At 71.9% G+C, this 22,615-nt stretch carries 17 protein-coding genes; 7 read left to right on the forward strand and 10 right to left on the reverse strand.

All coding sequences use genetic code 11. The features are described from left to right. Positions 1–122: 122 nt before the first annotated feature. The 4 genes from ACWCRJ_RS01595 to ACWCRJ_RS01610 form a co-directional block, all read right to left on the reverse strand. Complete coding sequence (locus ACWCRJ_RS01595; protein ID WP_450937355.1) at positions 123–791, reverse strand: DUF2567 domain-containing protein; 669 nt, start codon at positions 789–791, stop codon at positions 123–125. A 34-nt stretch (positions 792–825) separates the two neighbouring features. Beyond that, positions 826–1,686: an ABC transporter permease gene (locus tag ACWCRJ_RS01600; protein WP_450937356.1), complete on the reverse strand. Its 861-nt coding sequence runs from the start codon at positions 1,684–1,686 to the stop codon at positions 826–828. Positions 1,687–1,756: 70 nt separating this feature from the next. Beyond that, the gene (locus ACWCRJ_RS01605; RefSeq protein ID WP_450937357.1) at positions 1,757–2,782 is read right to left on the reverse strand and encodes an ABC transporter ATP-binding protein; all 1,026 of its coding nucleotides are present in this window, start codon (positions 2,780–2,782) and stop codon (positions 1,757–1,759) included. 109 nt (positions 2,783–2,891) lie between these two features. Beyond that, positions 2,892–4,112: an NYN domain-containing protein gene (locus ACWCRJ_RS01610; RefSeq protein WP_450937358.1), complete on the reverse strand. Its 1,221-nt coding sequence runs from the start codon at positions 4,110–4,112 to the stop codon at positions 2,892–2,894. Positions 4,113–4,368: 256 nt separating this feature from the next. Here ACWCRJ_RS01610 and ACWCRJ_RS01615 point away from each other — a divergent pair, with 256 nt between their 5' ends. After that, positions 4,369–4,533, forward strand: coding sequence for a hypothetical protein (locus ACWCRJ_RS01615; RefSeq protein ID WP_005478180.1), 165 nt, complete (start codon positions 4,369–4,371; stop codon positions 4,531–4,533). A gap of 105 nt (positions 4,534–4,638) precedes the next feature. Here ACWCRJ_RS01615 and dnaE read toward each other — a convergent pair whose 3' ends face one another. Beyond that, positions 4,639–8,178 carry a DNA polymerase III subunit alpha gene (gene dnaE, locus ACWCRJ_RS01620; protein ID WP_450937359.1) on the reverse strand — a complete coding sequence of 1,180 codons (3,540 nt, stop codon included), beginning with the start codon at positions 8,176–8,178 and terminating at the stop codon, positions 4,639–4,641. Between the two features lie 217 nt (positions 8,179–8,395). On the opposite strand from dnaE, the gene ACWCRJ_RS01625 reads away from it, so the two are divergent. The 3 genes from ACWCRJ_RS01625 to ACWCRJ_RS01635 all read left to right on the forward strand — a co-directional run bounded on the left by ACWCRJ_RS01625 (position 8,396) and on the right by ACWCRJ_RS01635 (position 11,395). Then, entirely contained in the window at positions 8,396–9,730 is a 1,335-nt protein-coding gene (locus ACWCRJ_RS01625; RefSeq protein WP_450937360.1) for a DUF2252 domain-containing protein, read from the forward strand. Positions 9,731–9,833: 103 nt separating this feature from the next. After that, a complete protein-coding gene (locus ACWCRJ_RS01630) occupies positions 9,834–10,517 on the forward strand; it encodes a hypothetical protein (RefSeq protein ID WP_450937361.1) in 684 nt (227 codons plus the stop codon). Positions 10,518–10,594: 77 nt separating this feature from the next. After that, the gene (locus tag ACWCRJ_RS01635; RefSeq protein WP_450937362.1) at positions 10,595–11,395 is read left to right on the forward strand and encodes a DsbA family protein; all 801 of its coding nucleotides are present in this window, start codon (positions 10,595–10,597) and stop codon (positions 11,393–11,395) included. Positions 11,396–11,529: 134 nt separating this feature from the next. Here ACWCRJ_RS01635 and ACWCRJ_RS01640 read toward each other — a convergent pair whose 3' ends face one another. Continuing rightward, positions 11,530–12,162: a hypothetical protein gene (locus ACWCRJ_RS01640; protein ID WP_450937363.1), complete on the reverse strand. Its 633-nt coding sequence runs from the start codon at positions 12,160–12,162 to the stop codon at positions 11,530–11,532. A 271-nt stretch (positions 12,163–12,433) separates the two neighbouring features. Here ACWCRJ_RS01640 and ACWCRJ_RS01645 point away from each other — a divergent pair, with 271 nt between their 5' ends. After that, positions 12,434–15,709 carry a helix-turn-helix transcriptional regulator gene (locus ACWCRJ_RS01645; RefSeq protein WP_450937364.1) on the forward strand — a complete coding sequence of 1,092 codons (3,276 nt, stop codon included), beginning with the start codon at positions 12,434–12,436 and terminating at the stop codon, positions 15,707–15,709. A gap of 173 nt (positions 15,710–15,882) precedes the next feature. Then, positions 15,883–17,559, forward strand: a complete 1,677-nt coding sequence (locus ACWCRJ_RS01650) for an alkaline phosphatase D family protein (protein ID WP_450937365.1) — start codon at positions 15,883–15,885, stop codon at positions 17,557–17,559. 23 nt (positions 17,560–17,582) lie between these two features. Here the strand turns inward: ACWCRJ_RS01650 and ACWCRJ_RS01655 are convergent, their stop codons facing one another. Further along, complete coding sequence (locus ACWCRJ_RS01655; RefSeq protein ID WP_450937366.1) at positions 17,583–18,281, reverse strand: dienelactone hydrolase family protein; 699 nt, start codon at positions 18,279–18,281, stop codon at positions 17,583–17,585. A 38-nt stretch (positions 18,282–18,319) separates the two neighbouring features. Here ACWCRJ_RS01655 and ACWCRJ_RS01660 point away from each other — a divergent pair, with 38 nt between their 5' ends. Then, the gene (locus ACWCRJ_RS01660; RefSeq protein WP_450937367.1) at positions 18,320–19,444 is read left to right on the forward strand and encodes a mechanosensitive ion channel family protein; all 1,125 of its coding nucleotides are present in this window, start codon (positions 18,320–18,322) and stop codon (positions 19,442–19,444) included. 76 nt (positions 19,445–19,520) lie between these two features. On the opposite strand, the gene ACWCRJ_RS01665 is transcribed toward ACWCRJ_RS01660, so the two are convergent. The 3 genes from ACWCRJ_RS01665 to ACWCRJ_RS01675 all read right to left on the reverse strand — a co-directional run bounded on the left by ACWCRJ_RS01665 (position 19,521) and on the right by ACWCRJ_RS01675 (position 22,597). Beyond that, positions 19,521–21,107 (reverse strand): Na+/H+ antiporter, encoded by a 1,587-nt coding sequence (locus ACWCRJ_RS01665; RefSeq protein ID WP_450937368.1) that lies wholly within the window; start codon positions 21,105–21,107, stop codon positions 19,521–19,523. Between the two features lie 72 nt (positions 21,108–21,179). Beyond that, entirely contained in the window at positions 21,180–21,656 is a 477-nt protein-coding gene (locus ACWCRJ_RS01670) for a GNAT family N-acetyltransferase (protein WP_450937369.1), read from the reverse strand. Next, entirely contained in the window at positions 21,653–22,597 is a 945-nt protein-coding gene (locus tag ACWCRJ_RS01675; protein ID WP_450937370.1) for an RluA family pseudouridine synthase, read from the reverse strand. The genes ACWCRJ_RS01670 and ACWCRJ_RS01675 overlap by 4 nt, the downstream gene beginning before the upstream one ends. Between the last annotated feature and the right edge of the window lie 18 nt (positions 22,598–22,615).

Consider the following 22,615-nt stretch of genomic DNA (forward strand, 5'->3'; position numbering starts at 1 on the left):
GGCAGTCCTGCGGGCCTGAAAAGCTCGGGGCGCAGCCCCTGCTTTTCAGGGGCGCGGGGAACTGCGCGAGAAGCCCCACGCACCCGCACCCGACAACGGCCCCCACCCGCACCCCGGAGGGCCTACGCGCTCGGGGAAGACGTACCGTGCCCGTCCTCGAACACCGGCGGCTCCGGATCCCGCGGCCCGAACAGCGCGGTCAGGCACAGGTGCACCAGCAGCGCCGCCATCGGCCACGCCAGCAACGCCCCCTTCGCGGCCAGCTTCAGCGGCGCGGAGAACGTCACCCCCTGCCCGACCTCCTTCGCCCGCGCCGCGACATCGGTCTCGGGCCCGAGCCAGACCCCGAGCCGCCATGCCAGCACCCCCGCCAGCAGCCCGCCGACCGTGAGCGCCGCGACGAGCGGCACCCCGCCTCGCCGGCGCAGCAGGAAGACGACGAGCGCGCACAGCGCACCGGCGCCCAGGGCCAGCAGCACGAACGTCCCGTCGACACCGACGGCCTGTTCGCCCTCGGTGTCCTCGAAGTAGACGGCCGACCCGTCGGAGACGAGCGGCACGTGCGGCGCGAGCCACCACCACAGCAGACCGAGCACCGCACCGCCGAGCACCGCCGTGACCACGGTGAGGACGGCGGCCTCGATCAGTTCGGTCCGCAGTCCGGGACCGGCCGGCTTCTGCGGCTCGTACCAGAGTTCCGCCTCGCCCCCGCCGCTGGTGGGCGGCGGACCCCAGGGGTCGTTCGGGGACTGGTTGTGCGGCGGCGGAGGGGGAGTCAACGGTGCGGTCACCCTGCCATCGTGCCAGGCCCGGCCGGGCGCCGCGTCACCGGACGGCGGCCCGCCGGTACGCCCAGGTGGCGACGGCGAGCGAGACGACCCCGACCCCCGCGCACACGGCGAGGTCTCCGACCACGAACGCCCAGTCCGGGTTCGGCCCGAACGTCCGCGCGAGGGCCTCGACCCCGTACGTCGAGGGCAGCAGATCCCGGGCGAACTGGATGAAGCCCGGCATCCGGTCGGCGGGCAGCACGCCGAGGAGCAGCGCGGCCGACATGCCGAGCTGCCCGAGGACGGTGGCGAGTTCCGGGCGCGGGGCGAGCAGACCGAGCGCGGCGCCCAGTCCGGCGAGGGCGGCCCCGGCGAGCGGGATCACGGCGGCGAGCATCCAGAGGTGGGTCAGCGGCAGCCCGAAGAGCACACAGCCGAAGACGGCGGTCACGACGGTCCCCGGCACGGTGAAGGAGGCGTACGCACCCGCGGCGCCCAGCACCACCGCCGCCGGCGGCACCGGCAGCGTCGCGTAGTGGTCGAGGCCACCGGTGGAGCGCAGCTGCCCGAAGTACTGGGCCAGCAGGTTCAGGGCGACGAACGCGACGACCAGGACCGCCGAACCGGCGACCACGGCGTGCGCCTCGGCTCCGCCGTCCACCACTCCGCGCATCAGGATCATGATCCCGATCGACTGGAAGGTGGCCACGAACAGCAGGGGGATCCGCGCGACCCGCGCCCGGGAGAGCTGCGCCCGGTACACGGCGCACAGCGAGGGCCACAGGCGCGCGCGAGGACCCAGCTCGGCGGCTTCGCGCTCCACGCGCCCTTCTGCGGCCAGGGCCTGGCCCGTCAGGATCTCGGCGGGTACGACACTCACGTCGAGCTGCTCCTCTGCGCTTCGGCTGTCGCCCATTGTCGTACGGCCGCGGCAGCCCGGCCGTTCACGCCCGCGCCGGCCGTTCTCCGGTTCACACCCGTGTCCCTCACCCCTTGACCAGTCCCTGTGCGCTGCCCGCGCTGCCGCCGAGCGCCAGGTAGACGTCCTCCAGGCTGGGCGTGGCGAGGGTGAAGTCGTCGAGCGCCACGAAGGCGGCGCCCCCGGTCACCGTGGCCACCACCGCGCGCGCCTCCTCGGGGGCGAGCCGGAGCGTCCAGCGGCGCCCGGACTCCACGGCGCGCGGGCGCAGCGCGGCGACCTCGGGCACGTCCAGCGGGGCCTTCTCCCGCCACACCAGCTCGACGCGCACCTCGCCGGCGACCCGCTCCTTCAGCCCGGCCGGGGTGTCGCAGGCGATGACCCGCCCCTGGTCGAGGACGGCGACCCGGTCGAGGACGGTCTCCGCCTCGATGACGTTGTGGGTGACCAGCAGGACCGTGGTGCCGGACTGGGCCCGCCGCCGGTCGACGGCGGCCCACACGGCCCGCCGCGCCACCGGGTCCATGCCGCTGGTCGGCTCGTCGAGCACCAGCAGGGGACGCTCCCCGACGAGCGCGGTGGCGAAGCAGGCGAGCCGCCGCTGCCCGCCGGACAGCTTCTTCAGCGGTCGTGCGGCTAGCCCGGTCAGCCCCAGCTCCTCCAGCACGGCGTCGCGCTCGGCCCGTGCCCGCCGTACCTCCAGCCCGCGCAGCCGCCCCGTGGTCTCCGCGGCGAGGGCCACGGTCAGTTCGTCCAGGGCGGTCGACTCCTGCCCCAGATAGGCGAGGATCCGCGCGGCCCGCTCGGGATGGCGCACGATGTCGTGGCCCAGGATGTCGACGGTGCCGTCGTCGGGCCGCATCAGCCCGGTCAGCTGCCGTACGAGCGTGGTCTTGCCCGCCCCGTTGGGCCCGAGCAGACCGAAGATCTCCCCGCGCCGGACCTCCAGCGCCACCGCGTCGTTCGCCCGCACCTCGGGAGTGCCCGGCGTACCCCGCCGCCCCCGGGTCGCCGGATAGGTCTTGGTGAGCCCCCGCACAGCGCACACGACATCCCCACCATGCCGGACCGCCTGTGCCGTACGCGTACTCACGAGGGACGAGCCTACGGGGTCCGGGGCGCCCTTTTCCCTCCGGGTCACCCGAGCCGCACTCCCCGGCACCCGGCGCCCGGCCGTGCACGCCCGCGCACGCGACCCCGGGCTACGAGGCGCTCGCGCCACCTCCGGAGGTGGTCCGCACATCGATCTCCCGCCAGAAGCCGGCCCGGATCGCGTACCGGTCGTGCTCGTCGATCTGGTCGTCCTTGTGCGCCAGCAGCCCGAACCGGGCCGCGTACCGCAGCAGCTCCCCGTCGACCCGGTGCGGCACCCGCGGGTACATCCCCGACAGCTTCTGCAGATGCGCCTGGTCGGGCAGCCGGGCCATCCACCGCCGGGCGAACACCTGTCCAACCTCGAAGGGGTCGCCGCCGACCGTGGTGATGTCCTCCTCCCGGTCGGCCCACCGCTGCTCCGCGCTCGTCAGCTGCGCCAGCGTCGGCATGGCCGCCGCCTCGGGCGGCTCCGCCGCGCCGCCGGGCCGGTCCACCCAGCCCTTGTCGGAGGACCACCGCAGGGTGGCCGTCGCCGGGTGCTGCGCGGGGTGCGCCCCCGGTGCCCGCATGGCGGCCAGGTCCTTCGGCGTCGGTACGCCCTTGTGCGCGGCCGCCCGTTCCTCGGTCCCGTTGCGCGCGGCATCGGCCGCCGAGGTGTGTTCGGGCTCTCCCGTCGGCCGTTCGGTGGCGGCCGCGAGGGCCGACTCGGGCAGCGGCGCCGACAGGATCGCGGCGATCTCCGGGCGTGGCACCGACTGCGGGGCGCAGACCCCGCCGAGATCCTTGGCCCGTACGGCCTTGGTGATCCACATCCGGTCGAGGACCCGCCGCTCGTCGGCCTCGGCGACCAGGTCCTCGGACTGGTTGTAGTCGCCGTCGGCGGCCTGGACGGCCCACAGATGCACGGCGACGCCGTGCTCCTTGGCGGCCATCATGCCCGGCAGCAGATCCCCGTCGCCGGTCACGAGGACCACGTCGGAGCAGGCGCGGTTGCGGGCCAGCTCGGTCAGTTCGGCGTGCATTGCGGCGTCCACGCCCTTCTGCGCCCACCGCCCGTCGCTCCGGGTCAGCGCGCCGAGCCGCACGGTCACCCGGGGCATCACGCGCAGCCGGCGGTGCTCGGGCTGCGGGACGCGGTCGGGGGCGCCGTCGAACCAGTAGATGCGCAGCAACGGCCGCTCGGTGTCGGCCTCGGCGCGCTCGCGCAGCCCCTGGATGAGGGCGGCGTGATCGACGGTGATGCGGGAGCGGGAGGGTTCCCCGGCGAGGAGGCTGGCGGCCGCGCCGAGCAGATACCCGGCGTCCACCAGGACGATGCAGCGGTCCACGCGATCCACCCTCTTTCCGGGAGGTTTGCTTCGGGCTTCCTTCGAGTCTGCCCGACCACGCGGAGGTTAACGGCCGGAACTCGATCTTCGGCGTGGCGTCTTCACGCCGTGCCACGCCGTGCGCCCTTCCGCGACACGGCACGCGGTCCGACAACTCTCGTCACGGACGGTGATTTTCCGAAATGCGCGCCTTGTCATGCTATGTGAATCTGGTCGCGGCCCTGGCCCCTAGACCCCCTTCAGGAGGCAGATCACCATGGCCAAGAACAAGAAGCAGGACCGTAAGCAGCCGCAGTCCGAGCGTGGCCGGCAGGAGACCCAGCAGCCCTCACTGGAGTCGCAGACCGAGACCCGCATGACCCAGGTGACACCCGGCGACATGGCCCGCAAGGGCCGGCAGAAGCGCTTCGGCCACAACTGACATCGCGGGCCGGGCTGTTGCAGCCCGGACACACCGAGGGGCGCGTCCGCACCACCGGACGCGCCCCTCGCGAAGTTCACGCCTGTCGCGCTCCGCCGGGCCTCATCAGCCGGCCAGGCAGGACGGGCCGAGCAGCACCTTCAGATCGCCGAACAGGGCCGGGTCGGGCTTCACCCGGTGCCGGTCCAGGCGCAGCACGGTCGTCTTGGTGGGACCCTGGAGCCGGATCCGGACCTCGCTGTCGCCCCTGTGGTGAGTCAGGATCTCGCCGAGCCGGCTGACCATGGGCGGGGTGACACGGGTGGCCGGGATGGTGAGGATCACCGGCGCGTTGGTGCCCGCGTTCGACAGGTCGGGGACCTGCATCTCCATCGCGACCAGCCGCGGCACCTCCTCGCGCTTGTCGAGGCGGCCCTTGACGAACACGACCGCGTCCTCGACGAGTTGGGTCGAGACGAGCTGGTAGGACGCCGGGAAGAACATGCACTCGATGGAACCGGCGAGGTCCTCCACCGTGGCGATGGCCCAGGCGTTGCCCTGCTTGGTCATCTTGCGCTGGAGGCCCGAGATGATGCCGCCGATGGTGACGACCGCTCCGTCGCCGTGTTCACCGCCGGTGAGCTGGGCGATGCCCGCGTCGGCCTTGTCGGAGAGCACGTGCTCCAGACCGAAGAGCGGGTGGTCGGAGACGTAGAGGCCGAGCATCTCCCGCTCCTGGGCGAGGAGATAGGTCTTCTCCCACTCGTCGGTGGTGAACTCGACGTCGAGTCCGAAGCCGGGCTCGGTGCTCTCCTCCTCGCCCATGCCGCCGAAGAGGTCGAACTGGCCCTCGGCCTCCTTGCGCTTGACCGCGACCACGTTGTCGATCATCGAGTCGAAGTGCGCGGTGAGGCCCTTGCGGGTGTGCCCCATCGTGTCGAAGGCGCCCGCCTTGATCAGCGACTCGGTGGTGCGCTTGTTGCAGGCGACGGCCTCGACCTTGTCGAGGTAGTCGGGGAAGGAGGCGTACTTCCCCTTGGCCTTGCGGCTGCGGATGATCGACTCGACCACGTTCGTACCGACGTTGCGCACGGCTTCGAGGCCGAAGAGGATCACGTCGTCGCCCTGGGCGGCGAAGTTGTGCTCGGACTCGTTGACGTTCGGCGGGAGCACCTTGATCTTCATGCGTCGGCACTCGTTGAGGTAGACCGCCGACTTGTCCTTGTCGTCCTTGACCGAGGTGAGCAGCGCGGCCATGTACTCGGCCGGGTAGTTCGCCTTCAGATAGCCGGTCCAGTAGGAGACCAGTCCGTACGCGGCGGAGTGGGCCTTGTTGAAGGCGTAGCCGGCGAAGGGGACCAGGACGTCCCACAGGGCCTGGATGGCTTCGTCGCTGTAGCCGTTCTTCCGGGCGCCGGCCTGGAAGAGGACGAAGTTCTTCGCCAGTTCGTCGGGCTTCTTCTTGCCCATCACGCGGCGGAGGATGTCGGCCTCGCCGAGCGAGTACCCGGCGATGATCTGGGCGGCCTTCTGCACCTGCTCCTGGTAGACGATCAAACCGTAGGTGACCGCGAGGACCTCTTCGAGCGGCTCCTCCAGCTCCTTGTGGATCGGCGTGATCTCCTGGCGCTTGTTCTTGCGCTCCGCGTAGTTGATGTGCGAGTTCATGCCCATCGGGCCCGGTCGGTACAGGGCCGAGACGGCGGAGATGTCCTCGAAGTTGTCGGGCTGCATCTGGCGGAGCAGGGAGCGCATCGGGCCGCCGTCGAACTGGAAGACGCCGAGGGTGTCACCGCGGCAGAGCAGTTCGAAGGTCTTGGGGTCGTCCAGCGGGAGGGCGAGCATCTCCAGGTCGATGCCCTTGTTGGCCTTCACCATCTTGATGGCGTCGTCCATGATCGTGAGGTTGCGCAGGCCCAGGAAGTCCATCTTCAGCAGGCCGAGCGACTCGCACTGCGGGTAGTCCCACTGGGTGATGGTCACGCCGTCGGTGTGCCGCACCCAGATCGGGGCGTGGTCGACGATGGGCTCGCTGGACATGATCACGCCGGCCGCGTGCACACCCATCTGCCGGACCAGGCCCTCGACGCCCTTGGCGGTGTCGATGACCTTCTTGACGTCCGGTTCGTTCTCGTACATCGACCGGATCTCGCCCGCCTCGCTGTAGCGCGGGTGGGAGGGGTCGGTGATGCCGTTGAGGTCGATGCCCTTGCCGAGGACGTCGGCGGGCATCGCCTTGGTGAGCCGGTCGCCCATCGCGTACGGGTAGCCCAGCACGCGCGCGGAGTCCTTGATGGCGTTCTTCGCCTTGATCTTGCCGTAGGTGCCGATCATGGCGACCTTGTCGGCGCCGTACTTATCGGTGACGTACCGGATCACCTCGACGCGCCGGCGCTCGTCGAAGTCGATGTCGACATCGGGCATGGAGACGCGTTCGGGGTTGAGGAACCGCTCGAAGATCAGTCCGTGCGGGATCGGGTCGAGGTCGGTGATGCCCATGGCGTACGCGACGATCGAACCGGCGGCGGAGCCACGGCCGGGGCCGACCGCGATGCCCTGCTTCTTGGCCCACATGATGAAGTCGGCGACGACGAGGAAGTACCCCGGGAACCCCATCTGGATGATGACGTCCATCTCGTACTCGGCCTGCTTCTGCCGGTCGTCGGGGACGCCGCCCGGGAAGCGGCGGGCCATGCCGCGGCGGACCTCCTCCTGGAACCAGGTGACCTCGGTGAAGCCGTCGGGGATGTCGAACTTCGGCATGAGGTTCTTGGCCTCGAACATGCCGGAGGTGTCGATCTGCTCGGCGACCAGCAGGGTGTTGGCGCAGCCCTCCTGCCAGGCGTCCGAAGAGTCGACGGCGTACATCTCGTCCGTGGACTTCAGGTAGTAGCCGGTGCCGTCGAACTTGAAGCGGTCCGGGTCGGAGAGGTTCTTGCCGGTCTGGATGCACAGCAGGGCGTCGTGCGCGGTCGCCTCGTGCGCGTACGTGTAGTGCGAGTCGTTCGTGACCAGCGGCGGGATGCCGAGCTTCTTGCCGACCCGGAGCAGGTCCTCGCGGACCCGGTGCTCGATGTCGATGCCGTGGTCCATCAGCTCCAGGAAGTAGCGGTCCTTGCCGAAGATGTCCTGGTACTCGGAGGCCGCCTTCACCGCCTCGTCGAACTGGCCGAGACGCAGCCGGGTCTGCAGCTCGCCGGAGGGGCAGCCGGTGGAGGCGATGAGCCCCTCGGACCACTGGGAGATGGTCTCCTTGTCCATCCGGGGCCACTTCTGCAGCCAGCCCTCGGCGTACGCGTCGGAGGAGAGCTTGAAGAGGTTGTGCAGTCCCGTCCTGTTCGCCGCCCAGATCGTCTTGTGCGTGTAACCACCCGAACCGGACACGTCGTCGCGCTTCTGGTGCGGCTGGCCCCACTGGATCTTGCGCTTGTTGCGCCGGGACTCGGGGGCGACGTACGCCTCGATGCCGATGATCGGGGTGACGCCGGCCTTCTTGGCGGTGTGGAAGAAGTCGTAGGCCCCGTGGAGGTTGCCGTGGTCGGACATCGCGATGTGGGTCATGCCCATCTCGTTGCACGCGTTGAACATGTCCTTGAGCCGCGCGGCACCGTCCAGCAGCGAGTACTGGGTGTGGACGTGCAGGTGCGTGAACGGCGGCTTTGACACGGCTTCGGCCTCCAAGGGACACAACAGGGGAAACAGGCGTGAACGGCATCCCCACGGGCTGCGGACAGTCTGGGGGACAGCGTCGAAGTCTATGCCTCGGGACTGACACCGCGAGGGGTGTCCCCCGTACCTTTCGACGGAGGAGTCGCGGGCACTCGCGCGCGGCTTCGCACGTTGAGAGAGCGACCCACCCGTGATCATCAGGAGGCACCCCGCGATGTCGGTTCCACAGCTCGACGACGAGCGCCGCGGCGAGGAGATCCTCGCCGTCTTCGACACCGCCTTCGGCCAGCTCCTGGCCGCCGATCCGGCCGCGTTCCGCGTGAAGTTCCGGAAGATGGCGGCCTCGGCCTTCGCGTTCTACCGGGGCACGGCGTGCCTTTTCTACAACGACCTGGACGACGAGAAGGCCTCCGGTCCGTACCTGGACGAGCGCACCTCGCGCGTGTGGATCCACGGCGACCTGCACGCGGAGAACTTCGGCACGTACATGGACTCCACGGGCCGCCTGATCTTCAACGTGAACGACTTCGACGAGGCGTACGTCGCCCCCTTCACCTGGGACCTGAAGCGCTTCGCCGCCTCCGTGGCGCTCGTCGGGTACGCGAAGGCGCTCGGCGACGAGCAGATCACGGAGCTGGTGGAGACCTACGCGGCCGCCTACCGCGAGCGGATCCACGCGGTGGCGGCCGGCGCCAAGCGGGACGAGGTGCCTCCGTTCACGCTCGACACCGCCCAGGGCCCGCTGCTGGACGCGCTGCGCGACGCCCGCTCGCTGACCCGTTTCGGCCTGCTGGACTCGATGACGGAGATCCGCGACTTCGAGCGCCGCTTCGCGCCGGGGGGCGGCTCCATCGAGCTGGACGCGGCCACGCGCTACAAGGTGCTGGCCGCCTTCGACGGCTATCTGGAGACGCTCCCGGAGTCCTCGCTGACCCGCCCGGACTCCTACCGGGTGAAGGACGTCGTCGGCCGCCGGGGCATCGGCATCGGCTCGGCGGGCCTGCCGTCGTACAACATCCTGCTGGAGGGGCAGAGCGACGCCCTGGAGAACGATGTGGTGATCTACATCAAGCAGGCCCAGACCCCGGCCGTCTCCCGGCACATCACCGACCATCGGATCCGTGACTACTTCCAGCACGAGGGCCACCGCACGGTGATCTCGCAGCGCGCCCTGCAGGCCCACGCCGACCCGTGGCTGGGCTGGACCGAGCTGGACGGCGCCGGGCAGCTGGTCGCCGAGGTGTCGCCGTACGCGGTGGACCTGGACTGGAGCGACATCGACGACCTGGAGGAGATCGCGGCGGTCGTCGCCGACCTCGGCCGGGCCACGGCCACGATGCACGCGGCGGCGGACGACCTGACGGGGCAGTCCCTGGTGCCGTTCTCCACGGAGCGGGCCATCGACGCGGCGATCGCCGCCGACGAGGAGGGCTTCGCACCGCTCCTGGTGGACTTCGCGCACGCCTACGGGGCTCGCGCGCGCAAGGACCACCAGATCTTCGTCGACCTCTTCCGCAACGGCCGGATCCCCGGCCTGCGCAACCACTGAGCACTCGCGGAAGGACACCGACGAGGACGAGACGAGACGTCGGGCACTCACAGGGACCTTTTAGCGGTCCCTTACGTGCCTGCGTGGGAGACTCTCAGACGCCATGGACATATCCGGGACCCATTTCAGAGCCGTACGCGCGGCGCTGTTCACGGCTGTCGTCGTGACGCTCGGCACCGCGTCGCACGTGCTGCTGTCCGGGGTCCCGCTCCCGCTCACCGTCGTCGCCGCGATCACCGCCGCCGTCTTCCTCGTCGCCTACGCGCTGGCCGGCCGCGAGCGCGGCTTCGGGCGGATCGCCGGGGTGCTGATCCCGCTGGAGCTGACCGCCGACACGGTCTTCACCGCGGGTCAGCACGCCTGTTACGGCGAGGCGGGCGGCCCCGTCACGGGGCCGCTGCGCCAGGTCGGGCTGGACGTGCTGTGCGGCGGCAGTGTGGGCGCGCCACTGGCGCGGGTGGCCGGCGGTTCCGAGCGGGCGGCGGCGCTGCTCGCGGGCGCCGGTCCGGGGGTCGCCTGGCTGCTGCTCGCCGCGCACATCGGCGTCGGCCTGCTGGCCGCCACCTGGCTGCGGCGCGGCGAGCGGGCGCTGGCCCAGTTGCTGGACGCCGCGGTCGCCGCGGGTTTCCGGCCGCTGCTGATCGCGGTCGCCGCGGTCCTGGTGCGGCCCCCGCGGGCGCAGCACCGGCCGACGCGCACCGCGCACCGTACGGCCAGTGCCCGCACCCTTCTCCACACGCACTCCCTGGGGCGGCGTGGACCGCCGTGCTCGGTCACCTTCGCGTGACCACCTCCTGAGCACGAGCAGGTCCCCCTCACATCTCCGCGCACCACGTGTGCGCGTTTCCCAGGGAGTTCATCCACATGAGCAAGCGGAACAGCAGCGCGGCGAAGTCGGCGGCCCGTGAGCGGCTGCGTCTGGAGCGTGAGCGTCAGGCCAAGCGCGCGAAGGTCAGGCGGCAGGCGATCGTGGCGTCCTCGATCGTCGCGGTCCTCGCGATAGCCGGCGGCATCGGCTACGCCGTCGTCCAGAACAACCAGCCCGGCAAGTGGGAGGAGGCCGCCAAGGCCACGGTGGTGGCCCCGGGGAACACCTCGGGCAAGAACGGCACCACCGTGCTGATCGGCGACTCCACGACCAAGAACGTGGTCCACCTGTACGAGGACCCGCGCTGCCCGGCCTGCGCCGCCTTCGAGCAGACCGTCGGCGAGACGGTGAACAAGGGCATGAAGGACGGCGACTACAAGCTCTCCTTCACGCTGGGCACCTTCCTGGACGGCAACCTCACCGGCGAGGGCTCGAAGAACGCGCTGAGCGCCCTCGGCGCCGCCCTGGACGTCAGCCCCGAGGCCTTCCTCGACTACAAGACCGCGCTGTACTCGACGAAGTACCACCCGGAGGAGACCACCGACGAGTTCGCCAAGGACAGTTATCTGATCAAGGTGGCGAACACGGTCGACGCGCTGAAGAACAACACGAAGTTCCAGGACGCCGTGAAGGAGGGCACCTACGACGCCTGGGCGATGAGGATGAGCAAGTCCTTCGACGACGCCGAGGGGGTCAAGTCGACCCCCACCATCAAGATCAACGACAAGACGATCGCCAACCCGTCGACGGTCGCGGACTGGGAGAAGGCGCTCAAGGACGCGGGCGTCACCAAGTAGCGGGCCGTAGGCGGCGGCAGGCGGCCGCCGCAGGGCGCGCGTGAACGGGCGGGCGCCCCGGAGAACGACTCCGGGGCGCCCGCCCGGCTACGGCTACGGCTAGGACGGCTCGGCGGCTACGGCGGCTACGGCGGCTACGGCGCGATGTACGGCTTCACGCGCTTGCGGTAGTCCTCGGCACGGACCTCGTTGTAGTACTTGTCGGCGTCCTCGTCGTCCGAGGTGAAGATGTAGACCGGGCACTCGTCGGACTCGGCCTTGCCCTTGTACGCGTACTGCTCCTTGCCGGTGCGCGCCTCGACGACCCGCACCCGGTACGAGGTGTTGTACGTCCGGATCTTCAGCGGCTTGCCGTCGGCCTCCATGTCGCAGACCTTGCCGGTCGCGGTGGCCTTCGTGCGCTCGACGCAGACGACCAGCTCCGCCTCCTCCGGCTTGTCCTCGTAGCCGAGGAACCAGCCCTTGGGGAAGTCGCCGTCGACCGGCACGCTGCTCGTCCAGCCGTCGCCGGTGCTGTTCATGAGCTGCGCCGGGTGCACGGTCTTCTTCGCACGGTCGTAGGCCGGCAGCCCCTCGAAGCCGAGCCCGTCCGTGCAGACCCGCTCCAGGTCCTGGGTCGTCACCGGAACCTCCGGTGCGTCCGCGGCGGCCCCGCCCGACGACGATCCGCCGCCGCTCCCGGCCCCCGTGGTCGCGGCGGGTGACGAACACCCGCACAGGACCGCGCCCAGCACTCCTGCGGCGACCCAGATCCGGGCACGCTGCATGACGACCTCCCTGCCGAAAGAAAGAGCGGCAGGCAGGGCATGTCCCCCCGGGTCATGCCCTGTCCCCCTGCCCTGCCGAACAGAAGCCTGCCGGACTCCGGGCCCCCGGATATCGGGGAAGATCCCCCATGTAGTGGTGCGACCCCCGGGGAAGTGGGGGCTACCCTGTACGCGCCTCGAAGGCACATTCGAGGGGTGCCCGGCGGGGGTTGCGTACGGGGGCGTACGAGGGTTGCCACGACCATCCCGACAGGGCGCAGGGGGCCTGCAGTTGTCGTCGTTCTCTTCGATGCCGTCGTCGTTCTCCTCGACGCGGTCCTCGGCGTTCTCGTCGGTTCCGGCGTTCTCGTCCCTCACGTCCCTCACGTCCCTCACGTCCTTCTCGTCGTTGTCGTCGCCCGCTCCGGTCGGCAGACAGGCGGAGCGGGACCTGCTGACGGCTGCCGTCGGGGCGGCCCGGGACGGGCGGGGTTCGTCGGTGTTCGTGCTGGGCGAGCCCGGTATCGGCAAGTCCCGGCTCGTCGAGGACGCGGCGGCGGCCGCCGCCGGTGCCGGGGCACGGGTCCTGCGCGGGCGCGCCGCGTCCGCCGGGCGGGCCGTACCCCTGCGTCCGCTGGCGGAGGCGGTGTTCTCGGGGTTACGGGGCGAGGGGGCGCCCTCGGGCGGGGACCTGGGCCTCTACGAACCGCTGCTGTCCCGGCTGTGCGGGCTGGCACCGCAGGACGGCGCCCCGCTCGTCGGGTACGCCGAGGCGGTGCTCCGGCTCCTGCACGTCCTCGGCCGGGAGGGCGGCTGTGTCCTGGTGCTGGAGGATCTGCACGACGCGGACGCCGACACGCTCGCCATCGTCGACTATCTGACGGACAACCTCTCCGGCCAGCGTGCCGTGCTGCTGGCCACCCTGCGCGGCGAGCCCGGCCCGGCACTCGCCCTCGCCGAGGGCGCCACGTCCCGTCGTACGGCCCGCACGGTCCGCCTCGCCCGCCTCGGGCCGGCCGGCACCGCCGAGCTGGCCGCCCGGTGTCTGGGCCACGACACCGCCGAGGACGTACCGGCAGCGGTGCTGGACCGGCTGCACACCGTGTCCGAGGGCGTCCCCTTCGTGGTGGAGGAACTGCTGCGGGCCATGGTCGACGGCGGCGGTCTCGTCCGGGACGGGGGCTCCCGCTGGACGGTGACCGGCTCGCTGGACGCCGGCGTGCCCGACACCGTCGCCGCCGCCGTCCTGCAGCGTGTGGACCAGCTGCCACCGGCCGGCATCGCCCTGCTGGAGGCGGCGGCGGTCCTCGGCAGACGCTTTCCCGTGGACATCGCCGCCCGCGCGGCGGGCCTGGACCACGCCACCGCCCTCACCCAGCTCCGCCACGCGGCCCACGCCCATCTGGTCTCCGACGCCACCACCGCGTCGGACCCCGGCTGGCACACCTTCCGCCACGCCCTCACCGCCGACGCCATCACCCGCCGCCTCCTCCCACCGGAGCGCACGGCCCTGTGCCTGGCGGCGGCGGACGCGATCGAGGCGGCGGAGGGGGTGGGGCGTCAGGAGGCGAGCGCCGGCGGGCCGGGCTTCGACCGGGCAGGCATCGACGGGGCGGACCGTGACGAGGCGGGCCTCGAAGGGACGACCGCCGACGGGACCGATCCGACACGCCCGAGCAGCTGGGGTGGGCGCGGCGGAGGCGAGGGCGGCGGGAGCCACCGCGTCGGCCTCTCCCCCGGGCCGGACCACCCCCGCCGGCCCCTGGGCGCAGACGCCGACGACGACCTGTACCGGCTCGCCGCGGAGCTGTGCGTGGCCGGAGGGCGGTCGGCGCGGGCGGCCGTGCTGCTCGTCCGGGCCGGACGGCAGGCGGTCGCGCGGGGTGCGTTGTTGACCGCCGTCGAACTCCTCGACCGGGGTCTGGAACTGACCGCCGACACACCGGACGCGCCGCCCGAGGCCGTGGCCCGGCTGCTGGAGGAGCTGCTCGACACGCTGGTCCTCACCGGAGACGTACGGCGCGTGCCCGAGCTGGGAGACCGGCTGGACCGGGTCCTGACGGTCTCGGGCGCGCTGGCCACGCGCCGGGCGGCGGGCTTTCTGACCCGCGCGCGGGCCGCCGCGACCGCCCAGCAGTGGGAGGGCGGCCTGACCGCCGTACGGCAGGCGAGGGAGCTGCTCGGCGACACGCCCGACCCGGCGGCCCGCGCGGCCCTGGACGCGGTCGCCGCCCACCTGGTGCTCAACTCGCAGCGCCCGGACCGGCTGGAGGGCGCCCGCGCGCTCGCCGAGGGCGCCGTCGCGACCGCCGAGGAGGTGGGGCTGCCGGAGGTGGCGTGCAAGGCGCTGAACATGCTCGGCTACTGCCTGCGGCCCCGGGACCTCGCCGAGGCGGAGGACGCGTTCGCGCGGCTGGTCGCCATCGCCGAGGCCCACGCGCTGCCGGTGTGGCGGATCCGCGGCCTGCTGGAGCTGGGCGTGCTCGACCGCGTCCGGTTCACCGGCACGGACCGGCTGCTGGCCGCCCGCGCGGCCGCCGAGGACACCGGCGCGGTGCTCCTGACGGCCTGGGCCGACATGCATCTGACCCTCGCCCACATCCTGCGCGACGAACACGACCGGGCGACGGAGTCCGCGCGCCGGCTCCGGACGACGGCCCGCAGACTGCGGCTGCGCGAGGTGGAGCTGATCGGCACCGGCGTGGACGGCATCATCGCCGCCTCGCTCGGGGAGCGGGAGAAGCTCGACGCCACCCTGCGCACCCTGGAGCGCGCACTCGCGGGGCGGAGCGCCGGGGCCCTGTGGGGCTACGCCGACACCTCCGTGTGGGGCTGGGCCCAGGGCATCTGCTCCCTGCTGCGGGAGGAACCCGACCGCGCGCTGGCCGAGTTCACGGAGGCGGACGGGGTCATGCGGGCACTGCCCAGCACCGGTGGCGTGACCGGCTTCCTCGGCCCCTACCTCCTCCTGCGCACCCTGCGCGGCACGGCCGACTGGGGCGAACTGGACGGCCCCGGCACCGAACGGCTCGCCCAGGTCCAGTGGGACCGCCCCTTCGCCGGCTGGTCCCGAGCCGTCCTGCTGGGCCGCGAGGGCCGCGCCGCCGAGGCCGCCAAGGCGGCGGAGGAGGCGCTGACCGGGACCGCCGGGACCCCCCTGGCCGCGCATCTCTGTCTGCGCCTGGGCGCCGAGGCCGCACTCGCCGACGGCTGGGGCTGGCCCGTCGAATGGCTGCGTGCCGCCGAGCAGTTCTTCCACGAGCGGGGCACGACCCGCGTGTCGGCCGCGTGCCGGGCGCTGCTGCGCGACGCGGGCTCCCCCGTGCCCCGCCGCCGCCGGGGCCACGACACCATCCCGGCAGAGCTGCGGCGCGCGGGGGTGACCGCACGGGAGTACGAGGTCCTGCGGCTGCTCGGTGCCCGGCTGGGCAACCAGGAGATCGCCGAGCACCTGTTCCTCTCCCCCCGCACCGTCGAGAAGCACCTCGCCAGCCTCCGTGACCGCACCGGCCGCCCCGACCGCGCCGCCCTGATCGCCCTGGCCAGGAAATACGCCGACGAGCGGTGACCGGCGGGCCGGCTCCTCGGCGCCTGCCCGCCGTGGCACGGCCGCTGACGACTCCTCAGCCCGCGCCGGAACGCGATCACCACCCCACGCGCAGCGCACAACCGTCTGAACTCTGCGCGGATTTCGGGCTTCTGTCTTACCCCCGGCTCTACTGATCAGTAATCTCATCGGCCGTGACCAGTCGCAGATCTCACTCCCGCCCCGACTCCCCCGCCCAGCCCCCGGGTTCGGCCGCTCCGAGTCGCCGCACGGTCGTCAAGGCGGCCGCCGCCGGGGCCGTTCTCGCCGCGCCGCTCGCCGCCGTGATCCCGGCCCACGCGGCGCAGTCCCCCGCCTTCCTCCACGGCGTCGCCTCCGGCGACCCGCTGCCCGACGGTGTCCTGCTGTGGACCCGGGTGACACCCGTCGCCGCCGCGATACCCGGTTCCGGTCTCGGCCCGGACGTCGAGGTCGGCTGGACCGTCGCCCTGGACAAGGCGTTCACGAACATCGTCGCCAAGGGCTCGACGACCGCGACCGCCGCCTCCGACCACACCGTCAAGGCCGACGTCCGCGGCCTGGTGCCCGCCACGAACTACTGGTTCCGCTTCTCGGCCGGCGGCACCGACTCACCCGCCGCCCGCACCCGCACCGCCCCGGCCGCCGACGCCGCCACCGCCAACCTGCGCTTCGGCGTGGTCTCCTGCGCCAACTGGGAGGGCGGCCACTTCTCCGCCTACCGCCATCTGGCCGCGCGCGGCGACCTGGACGCCTGGCTGCACCTCGGCGACTACATCTACGAGTACGGCACCGGCGAGTACGCCACCCGCGGCAAGGTCGTACGCCCGCACGCGCCGACCCACGAGATCGTCTCCCTCGCCGACTACCGCGTCCGGCACGCCCGTTACAAGACCGACCCGGATCTGCAGGCCCTGCACGCGGTCGCGCCGGTCGTGGCCGTCTGGGACGACCACGAGATCGCCAACGACGCGTGGTCGGGCGGCGCCGAGAACCACACCGAGGGCGCGGAAGGCACCTGGGCGGCACGTCAGGCGGCGGCCAAGCAGGCGTACTTCGAGTGGATGCCGGTGCGCCCGGCGCTCGCGGGCACCACCTACCGCCGCCTGCGCTTCGGCAAGCTCGTCGACCTCTCGCTGCTGGACCTGCGCTCCTTCCGCTCGCAGCAGGTGGGCGTGGGCGACGGCGAGGTCGACGACCCGGACCGTACGCTGACGGGCCGGGCCCAGCTCGACTGGCTGAAGGCCGGGCTGAAGTCGTCCGACACGACGTGGCGGCTGGTCGGCAACTCGGTGATGATGGCGCCGTTCGCCCTCGGCAACCTCACGGCCGACCTCTTCGAACCCCTCGCGGAGCTGCTCGGTCTGCCGAAGGAGGGCCTCGCCCTCAACCCCGACCAGTGGGACGGCTACACCGACGACCGCCGCGAACTCCTCGCGCATCTGCGGCAGAACGCGATCGGCAACACGGTCTTCCTCACCGGCGACATCCACATGGCCTGGGCCAACGACGTACCGGTCAACGCCGGGACGTACCCGCTGTCGGCCTCCGCCGCCACCGAGTTCGTGGTCACCTCGGTCACCTCCGACAACCTTGACGACCTCGTCAAGGTCCCCGAGGGCACCGTCTCCGCGCTGGCCTCCCCGCTGATCCGCGCCGCCAACCGGCATGTGCACTGGGTCGACACCGACCGCCACGGCTACGGCGTCCTGGACATCACCGCCGCGCGGGCCCAGATGGACTTCTACGTCCTCTCCGACCGTACGAAGCCCGACGCGACGTCCTCCTGGGCACGCTCGTACCGGACACGGAGCGGAACCCAGAAGGTGGAGCGGACGTACGACCCCGTGTAGGCCGCGATGAACCGGCGGCGGGACTAGAGGGTTTCGAGGAAGCCGAGCGCCACCCGCCAGGTGGCCTCGGCGGCCTCCTCGTCGTAGTCCGGCAGCTCGGGGTCGGTGTAGAGGTGGCCGGCTCCGGCGTATCTGTAGACCTCGACGTCGGCCCCGGCCCTGCGCATCTGGAGGTACCAGGCGCTCAGCCAGTCGTCCGGCTCGAAGGGGTCGGGCTCGGCGACGTGCAGCTGGACGGGCAGGTCGTCCACGGACGCGGTGGCGGCGATGTCCGAGGTGCCGTGCAGAAGCAGCAGCCCGCGCGCGTTCTTGTCGCCCAGGGCCAACGTCTGGGCGGTCGCGGCGCCCAGGGAGAACCCGGCGTAGACGAGGCCCCGCTCCGAGTACGGCGCGGCGGCCAGGACCGCCCGCTTGAGAAGCTCCTCCCTGCCCAGCTCCTCGTTGAAGGCCATGCCGTCCTCGACCGTGTCGAACGTCCGGCCGGCGAAGAGGTCGGGGGTCCACACCTCGTGTCCGGCGGCGCGCAGCCGGTCCGCCGCGTGGCGCACCGCGGGCCGCAAACCGTAGGTCGAGTGGAAGAGCACGATGTTCATGAGGCCATCGTGCCAGCCGGGTCCGGCAGCCGGCCCGCCGACCGGTTCCCCGAGCAGCCCGCCGGCCGGTTCGCCGACCGATTCGCCGTAGGGCCGCGGCGCCCGTACCCAGAGCGCGTCGGAAGTCACATGTTCATGACCCCGCGCGGCCGGTTACGTTCGAAGGCATGGAGAATCTACTCCGCCCATTGATCGTCGTCGGCGGTTCGGTCGTCCTCACGCTGCTCATCGGCTGGACGACCGACCTGCTGCTGCGCAAAGCGGACCAGCGGCACCACGAGACACCTCTGTGGGGCCTGCTGCGCCGCGGCCGCATCCCCTACCAGCTGGTCCTGTGCGCGGCCTTCCTCAGAGCGACGTACGACGAGGCGCAACTGCTGGAGCAGCACCGGACCGCCGTCGGCCGCACCCTGACGCTGGTGCTGATCGGTTCGACGGCCTGGCTGGTGATCCGCATCGCGGCGGCGATAGTGGAGACGACGTACAGCCGTTACGCCCGTGTCCACCGCGACGCCGCCCGGGTACGCCGGGTGCGCACCCAGGTGACGCTGATCATGCGGGTGGTCGCGGCGATCGTCGGTGTGGTCGCCGCGGCCGCGATGCTGCTGACCTTCCCGGCGATGCGCGCGGCCGGCGCATCGCTGCTGGCCTCGGCCGGGCTGCTCGGCATCGTCGCCGGTATCGCCGCGCAGTCCACGCTGAGCAACCTCTTCGCCGGGCTGCAGATCGCCTTCGGCGACATGGTCCGCCTCGGTGACGTGGTCGTGGTGGAGGACGAGTGGGGCACGGTCGACGAGATCACCCTCACCTTCCTGACGGTCCGCACGTGGGACGAGCGCCGCATCACGATGCCGGTCTCGTACTTCACCTCGAAGCCCTTCGAGAACTGGTCCCGCGGCGGCGCCCAGATGACCGGCACGGTCTTCCTCCACGTCGACCACGCCGCGCCGCTGCCCGCGATGCGCGACAAGCTCCGCGACATCCTGCGGTCCTGCCCCGCGTGGGACGGCCGTCACTACGACCTGACCGTCACCGACACGACCCCCTCCACCATGGAGGTCCGCGCCCTCGTCACCGCCAAGGACCCGGACGACCTGTGGACCGTCCGCGTCACCGTCCGCGAACAGCTCATCCACTGGCTCACCGAGACCCACCCGTACGCCCTCCCCCGCGTCAACACCGCCGACGCGGTCCTCTCCCCGGCCCACCCGGGCGGCCACGCCGACGGCCGCGTCCCCCGCCTCACGCGCGGCCGAGTCCACGAGCCCCCGAGGTCGACGGGCCGAGGCTGACAGACCGCGGGTGCGGGCTCAGCGGCCGTTCACGCCCCCTGAGCCCGCACCCGCACCCGCACCCGCACCCGCCGACTCACCGCAGACTGCGCACATCCAGATGCCGCAGCACCCGGTCCACCACCTCGGGATTCGCCCCCGGCTCACTGCGCGCGGCCAGCACCTCGTGCCGAGCCGCGCTCAACATCTCCCCCTGGATCCGCCGCATCCGGCGAAGCCTGTGCACCCGCTGCTCGTGTCCTTCCCGGCGCTCGTCCTCCCCCACCTCCGGACTGATCCGCACGCCGATCTCGAAGGCCCGCCGCAGCAGCCGCTCGGACATCTCCTCCGGCAGCTCCTCCGTCTCCTCGATCTCCTTCAGCCGCCGCTTCGCCGCCTTCGCCGCCCGCACGGCCAACGCCTTCTCGAACTCCTTCTCGGCCCCCTCGTCCGCCCGCACCCCCAACCACCGCACCAGCCGCGGCAGGGTCAGCCCCTGAAGCACCAGCGTCGCCATGATCACGCCGAACGCGATGAACACGATCTCGTCCCGGTCGGGGAACGGCGCCCCGCTCTCGGTCTCCAGCGGAATCGCGAGCGCCAGCGCCACGGACGCCACCCCCCGCATCCCCGACCACCACATCACCACGGTCTCGCGCCACGACACCGGGATCTCCTCGTCGTAGTCCCGCTTCGCGTGCAGCCGCCGGGCCAGCCAGGTGGCAGGCAGCAGCCATGCCAGACGTACGAGCACCACGACCACCACGACGGCCGCCGCCCAGCCGAGCATCTCCTGCCACCGCCCGGACGCCGTACGGATCGCGTTGTGCAGCTCCAGCCCGATCAGCCCGAAGGCGACGCCGGTGACGAGCGTGTCCACGACGTCCCAGACGGTGTGCCCGGCGAGCCGTGTCAGGACGTCGTCCGCCCCGAGCGCGTACTCCGCGAGGAACAACGCGGTCGTCAGCACCGCGAGCACCCCGGACCCGTGCAACTCCTCGGCCATCACGTACGACGCGTACGGCACGAGCAGGGTCAGCCCGATCTGCAGCGTCGCGTCCTCCAGGAAGTCCATCAGCCTGTTGGCGGCCCAGCCGAGCACGATCCCCACGACGACGGCGACGACCCCCGACAGCACGAGCTGGAGCGCGGCCCGGGGCCAGGAGAAGGATCCGCTGACGGCCGCGGCGATGGCCACGTGGTAGAGCACGATGGCCGTGACGTCGTTGAAGAGACCCTCGCCCTCCAGGATCGACACCAGTCGGCGCGGCAGCCCGAGTTGGCCCGCCACGGCCGTCGCCGCCACCGGGTCGGGCGGCGCGACCAGAGCGCCGAGCGCGAGGGCCGCCGCGATCGGCAGTCCGGGCACGATCGCGTGCGCCACGGCGGCCACGGCGGCGGTGGTGACGAACACCAGCGCCACGGCCAGCAGGAGGATCGGCCGCAGGTTCGCCGTGAACTGCCGCCAGGAGGTGCGCCGCACCGCCGCGTAGAGCAACGGCGGCAACAGCAGCGGCAGAATGAGCTCGGGCGGGATCTGCACGTTGGGCACGAAGCCGGGTACGGCGAGGGCGATGCCCAGCAGCGTCATCAGTACCGGCGCCGGCAGTTTCAGCCGCTCCCCCACCGGCACACTGACCACGGCCCCGACCAGCAACACGAAGAACAGGGCCAACTGATCCATGGGGGCGCTCCGCTGGTGCTAGACGATCACGACCGGCCGGTATTCAGAGTGCCCCACCCGCACCGTCGAACGCTAAATCGACCGCCGCATCGCCCGATGAGGTATCCCCGCGTCCAGGAACTCCGGCCCGTACGCCACGTACCCCAGCCGTTCGTAGAACCCGAGCGCGTGCGTCTGCGCCCCCAGGTCCACCGCGGTCAGCCCGCGCTCCCGCGCCGCCTCCTCGACGGCCCGCACCAGCGCGACCCCGACACCCAGCCCGCGGGCCTCCCCCACGACCGCGAGCCGCCCCAGGGAGCCGACGCCCGGAGCCCCACCGGTCTTGCCGGCGGCGGCCTCCCCGTACAGCAGCCGCCCGGCCCCGAGGGGCGTCCCGTCGTCCCGGACGGCGAGGACGTGCACGGCCCCGGCGTCGTACGCGTCGTACTCAAGGTCCTGCGGCACGCCCTGCTCGACGACGAAGACCTCCTTGCGCACCGCGAAGCACGCCTCGCGGTCGGCGGGACCGTCGGCGACGCGCACCTCGTAGGACACCGGCACGGGACTCACGCGTACGTCTCCTCGCGCACCTTGTCGAGGGCCTTCTGCAGATCGGCCGGGTAGTCGCTCTCGAACTCGACCCAGCTGCCGTCCCCGGGGTGCTCGAAGCCGAGCCGGACGGCGTGCAGCCACTGGCGGGTGATGCCGAGCCGCTTGGCGAGCGTCGGGTCGGCGCCGTACGTCAGGTCGCCGACGCAGGGGTGCCGGTGGGCGGACATGTGGACGCGGATCTGGTGGGTGCGCCCGGTCTCCAGCTTGATGTCGAGCAGCGAGGCGGCCCGGAACGCCTCGACCAGGTCGTAGTGCGTGACCGACGGCTTGCCCTCGGCGGTGACGGCCCATTTGTAGTCGTGGTTCGGGTGCCGTCCGATGGGCGCGTCGATGGTGCCGCTCGTGGGGTCGGGGTGGCCCTGGACCAGCGCGTGGTACCGCTTGTCGACGGTCCGCTCCTTGAACTGGCGCTTCAGTGAGGTGTAGGCCCGCTCCGACTTGGCGACCGTCATCAGTCCCGAGGTGCCCACGTCGAGCCGGTGCACGATGCCCTGGCGCTCGGCGGCGCCCGACGTCGAGATCCGGTACCCGGCGGCGGCGAGCCCGCCGATGACGGTCGGCCCGGACCAGCCGGGGCTGGGGTGCGCGGCCACGCCGACCGGCTTGACGATCACCAGCACGTCATCGTCGTCGTGCACGATCTCCATGCCCTCGACCGGCTCGGCGACGATCTGCACCGGCGCGGGCGCCTGCGGCATCTCGACCTCCATCCAGGCCCCGCCGTGCACCCGCTCCGACTTGCCGACCACCGACCCGTCGACCGTGACCTTCCCCGCGGCGGCGAGCTCGGCCGCCTTGGTACGGGAGAAGCCGAACATGCGGGAGATGGCGGCGTCGACACGCTCGCCCTCCAGGCCGTCGGGCACGGGCAGGGTACGGATCTCGGGAATCGTGCTCACCCGTCGAGTATGCCGGAC

Source organism: Streptomyces sp. NPDC002324 (assembly GCF_053593335.1).

Coding starts and splice junctions, on each gene's coding strand:
- ACWCRJ_RS01600 (WP_450937356.1), bottom strand. CDS start 1,686: ATGGGCGACAGCCGAAGCGCAGAGGAGCAGCTCGACGTGAGTGTCGTA.
- ACWCRJ_RS01615 (WP_005478180.1), top strand. CDS start 4,369: ATGGCCAAGAACAAGAAGCAGGACCGTAAGCAGCCGCAGTCCGAGCGT.
- ACWCRJ_RS01625 (WP_450937360.1), top strand. CDS start 8,396: ATGTCGGTTCCACAGCTCGACGACGAGCGCCGCGGCGAGGAGATCCTC.
- ACWCRJ_RS01630 (WP_450937361.1), top strand. CDS start 9,834: ATGGACATATCCGGGACCCATTTCAGAGCCGTACGCGCGGCGCTGTTC.
- ACWCRJ_RS01635 (WP_450937362.1), top strand. CDS start 10,595: ATGAGCAAGCGGAACAGCAGCGCGGCGAAGTCGGCGGCCCGTGAGCGG.
- ACWCRJ_RS01640 (WP_450937363.1), bottom strand. CDS start 12,162: ATGCAGCGTGCCCGGATCTGGGTCGCCGCAGGAGTGCTGGGCGCGGTC.
- ACWCRJ_RS01660 (WP_450937367.1), top strand. CDS start 18,320: ATGGAGAATCTACTCCGCCCATTGATCGTCGTCGGCGGTTCGGTCGTC.
- ACWCRJ_RS01665 (WP_450937368.1), bottom strand. CDS start 21,107: ATGGATCAGTTGGCCCTGTTCTTCGTGTTGCTGGTCGGGGCCGTGGTC.